The 7,039-nt window shown below is 51.3% G+C and carries 9 protein-coding genes; all 9 read right to left on the bottom strand.

Going from position 1 to position 7,039, the window contains the following annotated elements; all coding sequences use genetic code 11:
* The coding region (locus VGJ94_09595) for an SPFH domain-containing protein (GenBank protein ID HEY3276862.1) at positions 1-247 on the bottom strand (247 nt) is incomplete at its 3' end.
* Between the two features lie 315 nt (positions 248-562).
* The gene (locus VGJ94_09590; GenBank protein HEY3276861.1) at positions 563-2,071 is read right to left on the bottom strand and encodes a DUF4070 domain-containing protein; all 1,509 of its coding nucleotides are present in this window, start codon (positions 2,069-2,071) and stop codon (positions 563-565) included.
* Between the two features lie 260 nt (positions 2,072-2,331).
* Positions 2,332-2,523, bottom strand: coding sequence for a Thivi_2564 family membrane protein (locus VGJ94_09585; GenBank protein HEY3276860.1), 192 nt, complete (start codon positions 2,521-2,523; stop codon positions 2,332-2,334).
* A 172-nt stretch (positions 2,524-2,695) separates the two neighbouring features.
* A complete protein-coding gene (locus tag VGJ94_09580; GenBank protein ID HEY3276859.1) occupies positions 2,696-3,010 on the bottom strand; it encodes a BON domain-containing protein in 315 nt (104 codons plus the stop codon).
* Positions 3,011-3,117: 107 nt separating this feature from the next.
* On the bottom strand, positions 3,118-3,405 hold the full coding sequence (locus VGJ94_09575; protein ID HEY3276858.1) for a hypothetical protein: 288 nt from the start codon (positions 3,403-3,405) through the stop codon (positions 3,118-3,120).
* 138 nt (positions 3,406-3,543) lie between these two features.
* Positions 3,544-4,431 carry a hypothetical protein gene (locus tag VGJ94_09570; GenBank protein HEY3276857.1) on the bottom strand — a complete coding sequence of 296 codons (888 nt, stop codon included), beginning with the start codon at positions 4,429-4,431 and terminating at the stop codon, positions 3,544-3,546.
* A gap of 229 nt (positions 4,432-4,660) precedes the next feature.
* Positions 4,661-4,867 (bottom strand): hypothetical protein, encoded by a 207-nt coding sequence (locus tag VGJ94_09565; GenBank protein HEY3276856.1) that lies wholly within the window; start codon positions 4,865-4,867, stop codon positions 4,661-4,663.
* A 495-nt stretch (positions 4,868-5,362) separates the two neighbouring features.
* Positions 5,363-5,998 carry a response regulator transcription factor gene (locus VGJ94_09560; GenBank protein ID HEY3276855.1) on the bottom strand — a complete coding sequence of 212 codons (636 nt, stop codon included), beginning with the start codon at positions 5,996-5,998 and terminating at the stop codon, positions 5,363-5,365.
* A gap of 3 nt (positions 5,999-6,001) precedes the next feature.
* Positions 6,002-7,039 (bottom strand): histidine kinase (locus VGJ94_09555; protein HEY3276854.1); only part of this gene is annotated, 1,038 nt, incomplete at its 5' end.

The following is a 7,039-nucleotide window of genomic DNA, read 5'->3' as shown; positions in this document are numbered from 1 at the left end:
CCTTGATCGTCACGTTATCCCTTGTAATAACGTCCTGTGGAGGGATATCGAGCACCACGGTCCTGAGGCTCACTTTCACCATCCGGTCGATGAGTGGAATGAGAATGATGAGTCCCGGTCCCTTAGGGGTCCCGAGCACCCTTCCAAGGCGGAAGATGACTCCTCTTTCATATTCCTTCAGCACTTTTATCGAGCTTGCCAGAAAAATGACAATCACCGCTATTGCAAAAAGATACACCGGTATCATATTCGACCTCCCTTCTTCCTGGCTCCATGGACAAGCATAGGAGCTCCGTTCATAACCATTCCTTTCCGATTGCGTACCTTTTCGTCATGCACCCCTTTCCCTAATTCCTCATGCGAAAAGGCGTGCCGGCGCCTGATATAGGAGGTGACCGTCTCTCCCGCCTATTATGATAGTTGCCCTATCCGCTCGAAGGAGGTCACCTCATTACGACCGATCGCGTTCTCGCCGGTCGGTCGCAAAACCAGGAACTATTTTTGACCCTTCTACAAAGAAGTCCGTGCCCGGGGTTTTTTGTTTGAACCGGCTCACGCGTCTTCATGTGAGTAAGTGCTTCGCAAAGACTTTCCTGAAGTGGAACCCGTATACCAGGTACTGTACTGCCATGGGGAGGAGCAGCGGTCGCCTGAATAAAGACCATACCACGAGTTTCCAGTAGTAGAACCGCGCCTTGTCTTTTATGCCCAGAACGACCAGGGTCTTGAAAGGCGCGTCAAGATAATGGAGATTATATCGGACAGACCGGAGACGGAAATGGCTTCTTCTCTTTTCCAGGGGCCCGTATTCTTTGAGAAACGCCTTTACGCGCTCGTAGTATTTCTTCGGCGAATAAATACCGGTGAGCACTTGTTTATACCCTTCAACAAGCCTTTCGTAACCCATTGTGGGGATAATATTTGTGGAAAAGTCGGTGTTGTCGCCGGAAATATCATTCAAGAGCCTGCCTTCTCTGGAGAGCCGCTCATAGAGCCGGCTGCCGCTTGGGGCATTGAGCATGCCTACCATGGCAATCACAATTTTGCCTTCCTGAATGAATCGGATCTGCCGTTCAAATGTTTCAGGAGAATCATTGTCAAATCCCACGATAAAGCCGCCCCGGATATTCAGCCCGAGCTCCTGGATACGTTTCACACCCGCCAGGAGATCGCGGTTTGTGTTCTGGAATTTATTGCATTCCTTGAGAGACTTGACATCCGTTGTTTCGATTCCGACAAAGACGCCCTCAAACCCGGCCCGTATCATCTGCCTGATCAAGCCCTCATCGTCGGCGAGATTGATCGACGCCTCGGTTGACAGATCGAACGGGTATCTTCTTTTCTTCATCCATTCGATCATGGCGGGCAAGAGGCTGTTCTTGATCCTGGCTTTATTGCCTATGAAATTGTCGTCAACAAAAAAGACATTCCCCCTCCATCCCGCCTTAAAAAGCGATTCCAGTTCGTGAATGACCTGGGAGGTTGTTTTGGTTCGCGTCCTGTTTCCGTAAAGGGTGGTAATATCGCAGAACTCGCAGCTAAACGGACAACCCCTGGAATACTGAATATTCATGGAGAAGTAGCGTTTCATCTTCACGAGCCCCCAGAGAGGGGCTGGTGTCTTTGTGAGATCGGGAAAAATTTTGGATGTGTAAAGCCGGGAAGGTGCACCCAAGGCGAGATCCCGCAAGAACAACGGAAGGGTCACCTCGGCCTCGTTGAGCACCAGGTGATCGATGTCAGGGTAATCTTCGGGGGTTGCGGTAAAGAGAGGTCCTCCCGCCACGATCTTGACGCCCGCCGCCTTGCACCTGTCCACGACCTCCCGCACTGATTCCTTTTGGACAGCCATGGCGCCGATAAAGACATAGTCCGCCCATTGGAGGTCCTTGTTCGTTAAATAGGTGGTATTCATGTCAACGAGCTTTTTTTGCCATTCCTCCGGAAGCATTGCGGCAACGGTGAGGAGACCCAGAGGAGGATGGACCGCCCTTTTCGATATAAACTTCAATGCGTGTTTAAAGCTCCAAAAGGTATCGGGATACGTGGGGTATACGAGAAGCACGTTCATCTATTTTGTCTCCCTTCGTCTATTCAGGGAAAAACCCTACATCATGGTACCCTAGACTGCCACTCGCGTCTGTCGCGGAAACATCAATTATCTTGTCACGCTTTCTCACGGAAATCTGCGATCTTCGACAAGGACCGGCTGAACCCATTGAAGTTCCGCGGTATTATGATACGGACAGGAAAGCCCCCGGGTCATCCCTTGCAGAAGGCTTTGTGGCATTCCGACCCCATTCGAATCATTTGCCCCTTAAGCCCGGGACATCATCGCCCCACGCGGATATTGAAGAGGGGCCCGAGGAGGCCAAACACGGAGAGAAGCCAAAGCACTACCGCAATAACTATTACTGCATTCAGGATCGACTTGATAGAACCCGCCATCGGGATAAACCGGTTGACGAGCCCGAGAAGAACACCGACCACGATGAGGATTATCACTACTTGGATTATAGGCATACTCTTATGTACCTCCGGGTCTTGCAGTTGGGCAGCGGATCACATATGCGCTCTATGTCATGTCCGTGCGGCCATCACCGGGCGGAGCCCGGTCGGTCGCATGAGCCGGCATAGTACTCTCTTCCGGTCTGCCCGCGGCCTCCGCGCTCCCCCTCGGTAAGGTCAATGACGCCTATTTTACGATCAGCTCGTTCCTTACTGATTTGACCCCTCCGACGCCCTTTGCTATCTGACCTGCTTTACTGACGGCGGCCTGAGATCCAACCCATCCGCTCAGTAAAACGATGCCCTTCCGGGTTTCGACGCTGATCTGGAATGATTTGAGAAACTCATCTGCGGCAAGCATTGATTTTACCTTCGTCGTAATGACTGAATCGTCGACATAATCGCCCGTGCTTTCCTGTTTGGGTGTCGACCCGCAGGCAGCAAGAGTGGCGACCAACATGATAAGGACCAAAAAACTGATGCACAGACTTCTCTTCTTCATAGCGATTACTCCTTTCTGTAATAGATTTGAATTCTCCTTCTCTCTCGAAGGCTGATGAGCTTCTTCATCGATCGACCGGCGAGTTTCAATCGGGCATAGAGGTGCCGTCATTTGAACCTGGAGCTTGCGTTTTGGAACGCACTTTTGACTTCAGTGCAGATATTCTCTGCCCCTGTCAACAGGACCTCCCAAGCGTCATCGCCGGCTGTCATCATCTCCTGCAATTTTGCCCTGGCCTCATCTTCCTTGCCCTGCAAGGCTTCTATCATCTGGTAATACTCGATCCGCGCCTCGGCTTTGGTTTTGTCGGCCTTGGCATTGAATAAGGCAATCTCAGCGCCCCATTCCTTTAACTGAGCCTGAAATTTCTCTTCGTATGCTTTTCGTTTTTCCATTCCGCGCCCTCATCGGTTGGTAAATGTGCCCTCAGCCATTCTCATTTCTCATGTCAAGAAGTGCATTCTACCGGCGAGCCGGTAGAATGCACGTGCACTCACGATGGAGATAAGGTCTTTAAGATCTTTTCTCCCTTTTTAGAGCTTGGAAGACCAACCCAACCCGTCGGGCGAGGTCAAAATCGAGCCGTCCATGCCGACCACGATGAATCTCTTACGGGCATACACCGCTGCCCCAAGCCAACTCTGGGAGCCTGACGTTGCAGTACTCCATATCGCTGAATCAGGTGACGTCACGATCGAACCGTATGAGCCTACCGCGACAAATTTCTCATTCCCATAGGTGACCGCGGAAAGGTACTCCGTCGTTCCCGAGTAACGCTGGGTCCATGTGATCCCGTCGTCGGAGGATGTCAGAATTCTTCCATTGGCTCCAACGGCGACAAAGGTGTTATTCTTATAAAGAATGCCGGAGAGGTGGTCGGTAAACTGCGTCCCAGATTGTTCCCAACTGATGCCGTCGGGTGAGTTGAAGATGGTACCCATCTCGCCGATGGTGACAAAATTGCCCTTGCCATAGGTGACATTCCGGAGGGCGTAAGGGGTCAGGTTCGCTCGTTTGGTCCATGCGTACCCGTCTGACGAGGTAATGACCATTCCCGCGGCACCGACCGCCACAAAGGTTCCCCGTGCGTACTTAATAGCCCAGAGGTCGCTCGTGATGCCCGATTGCCTGACGGTCCACGTTGAACCGTCCCTTGAGCCCGTCACGATCGTACCGCGGGCGCCCACTGCCACAAAGGTCTCCTTTCCATATGCCAGGGCGGCAAGAGGCACGTGAGTCCCCGAACTTCTTATAGTCCAGGTTTCGCTGTCGGGCGAAGTCAGCACAATGCCGTTACCATACGTGACTGCGTATACCGGCCACGGACCTTCGTCGGACCCCTGAGCCCGCACGACACCTGAACTTGCGAAAAATAAAGAAAATACCAAAATAACCACTGAAAATAGACACGTCTTTTTCATCTGTCTTTCTCCTTTGTCTGTTTACTACCAAAACCTCAGACCGCTAATCGATCGCACTTCATCACGTAAAAAATCTCTTCCGGACCCTTATCTCGTGCTCCTCTTCCACGAGGAATTCAAAAAGAACTCCCATATTTATTTTGCTGCGTTGAATAGAAGTTCTCGAGGTCCTTTCACCCTGCCGGGCTCTTCCCGCGCGAAGATCGCACGCCTCCGGCGCCCGGACTTGTTATGACCGTCTTCTCGGTCTGAAGACAAGATGGAGGCCGGGAATTACCAAAACCTCCAGAGCGGAAGGTACGGGCGCCTCATGCAGGTTGAGGCTATTTGCAGTTGCCGAGGGCCCCCGGAGGATGGCATCAATGACAACCTGCATGCTTACCATTACAGGGAGGGCCGCCAGAACAGCGGCTGCCGTAACAAACATAAGTTTCATTTTGGAGTCGTCATCCTGTGCCTCCCTCTGTGGGACAAAAGGCGGGGTCCCGTGACCCATTGAACCTGAACAAAAGAATTGATACAGGACGAATGGAAATGTCAGGAACTTCCAGTATTGAGTTGTGTGTATGGGTATTAACTCTGTATCTATAGTACAGCGGTTATCCTCATGCGTCTGTCGCGGAACCAACAATAATTTTGTAGTGCCTTATCATAAGTCCGGCGATTTATTTCCGGAAGGGAAGAGAAATAGGTATTTGGTTAAGAAAGGGATTCAATCTATCATGTCGGGGTGATGCGGATGTGAGCACAATGGCGAATACGGCTGCAGAGCCCGCGTTAGACACGCAATTTTTCATGCCTGTCGCGATAGGGACAATTTTTTTCACCGTTTTTTCTTAAAGAGGTGCAGCGGCTTCACCCACACGGGGATAGGGAGGAGAACTATTTCGCCCTATCCTGAAGCTAATTCCCATTGATTTTCAAAGAATTCTTATGGTTCCGTCAGACCGTGTGTTATGGCGTAATGAATCAGCTCACCGGTTCCCTTGACTCCGATTTTCTCCAGCATGCGAATCCGATAGGTTCGTACCGTATTTATGCTCAGATGGAGCTCTTCGGCTATCTCCTTCACTGCCTTTCCTTTGCCGATCATGCGCAGCACCTGGAGTTCGCGATTCGAGAGGTTTTCATGGGGAGGCGTTTCCGTGTCCGACTCGAAATCGAACATACGCTTTTCGGCAAAGGCGGGGCTGATATATTTTTTCCCCGCCAAAATCTTTCGCACCGCCACCAACAGTTCATCGGGCGCGCTTATTTTTGTAAGGTAGCCGTGGGCGCCGCCATTTAATGCGCGGTTGGCGTAATCTTCCTCAGGATACATGCTCAGAACAAGGACGGGAAGTTTTCGTTTCGTTTTTCTTATTTCCTTAAGGACTTCCAGACCGTTTATGTCGGGAAGTGAAATATCGAGAATGACGAGGTCGTACACATTGTTCCTGATCTTGGTCAACAACTCATATCCTCTCAGGGTTATATCGACGGTTACATCGTCAAAGTGCTCGGTGATGATCTCTTTGAGGCCTTTAAGTATGATAGGGTGGTCATCGGCAATAACAACGCGAAGCATCGCTCATACCTCCTTGGCGCGCTTTCCCGGGCGGCGCTTCCCGGTAGTGTTCTTCTTTTTATTATCTTCATGAAGCGGAATGAGCACCGTAACGGTCGTTCCTTTTCCCTTTACACCGCTCACTTCGAGGGTTCCCTTCAGGGCATATACCCGTTCGCGCATGCCTATCAGTCCAATGGACATGGGATCTGCGATCTCCTTTTCCGTGATGCCTCTGCCGTCATCCGTGAGCTCCATAAGAAGTCTGCCCCCTGTGTTCCGGAGAATTACCGCAACCCGCTGTGCCTCTGCGTGGCGGGCAACATTGGTAAGGGCTTCCTGGAGAATACGAAAGACCTCCGTAGATACGGACGTATCGAGGGCCGTGAGGCGCCGCGCGGGAACAAACTCGCAGATGATGTTTGTCCTCTTCTCGAAATCGGCTAATACCATTTTTATCGCTTCATTGAGACCGAAATCGCCCAGGGCGGGCGGCCTCAATGACATGGAGAGTCTCTGTACGGAAAGAATGGCGCTATCGATAAGCATGACCAGTGAGCTGAGCCTTTCCGCAATTAATGGACTCTCCTTCGGCAGCCGTCTTTCTATCCAGCGCACATCCATTTTCATCCCCGTCAAGACCTGCCCTAATTCATCATGAAGCTCGCGGGAGAGAAACGCCCTTTCCTGTTCTCTGATTTGTTGTAAATGATTGGTGAGATTGTGCAAACGTTCCTGGGATTCAACCAATTGAGCGGTCCGCTCCACGACCCGTTCTTCCAATTCATCGTATGCTTTCAGAAGTTCTTCTTCTATTCTCTTGCGCTCGGTAATATCGGTGATGGTCCCCACAAAACCGAGCCTTTCCCCCTCTACTCCCCTTTCAGCTATTGCCTTTCCAAGGACCCATTTAATTGTACCGTTCCGCTGCTGCTGAAAGCAAAACTCCGACTCAAAGGGTAGATCCCTCAGGACCGCCTGATGCCACTGGTTCAGAACCCTCTCTTTGTCCTCGGGGCAAAGTGCGCCGGCCCATCCTTCTCCATATGTCTCAATCGCCGA

This window comes from Syntrophorhabdaceae bacterium (genome assembly GCA_036504895.1).
In the GTDB taxonomy this organism is placed as follows: domain Bacteria; phylum Desulfobacterota; class Syntrophorhabdia; order Syntrophorhabdales; family Syntrophorhabdaceae; genus PNOM01.
Note: the sequence above shows the minus strand (reverse complement) of the source record. Positions and strands in the feature narration are given on the sequence as shown.

Coding starts and splice junctions, on each gene's coding strand:
- VGJ94_09590 (HEY3276861.1), bottom strand. CDS start 2,071: ATGAACGTGCTTCTCGTATACCCCACGTATCCCGATACCTTTTGGAGC.
- VGJ94_09585 (HEY3276860.1), bottom strand. CDS start 2,523: ATGCCTATAATCCAAGTAGTGATAATCCTCATCGTGGTCGGTGTTCTT.
- VGJ94_09580 (HEY3276859.1), bottom strand. CDS start 3,010: ATGAAGAAGAGAAGTCTGTGCATCAGTTTTTTGGTCCTTATCATGTTG.
- VGJ94_09575 (HEY3276858.1), bottom strand. CDS start 3,405: ATGGAAAAACGAAAAGCATACGAAGAGAAATTTCAGGCTCAGTTAAAG.
- VGJ94_09570 (HEY3276857.1), bottom strand. CDS start 4,431: ATGAAAAAGACGTGTCTATTTTCAGTGGTTATTTTGGTATTTTCTTTA.
- VGJ94_09565 (HEY3276856.1), bottom strand. CDS start 4,867: ATGAAACTTATGTTTGTTACGGCAGCCGCTGTTCTGGCGGCCCTCCCT.
- VGJ94_09560 (HEY3276855.1), bottom strand. CDS start 5,998: ATGCTTCGCGTTGTTATTGCCGATGACCACCCTATCATACTTAAAGGC.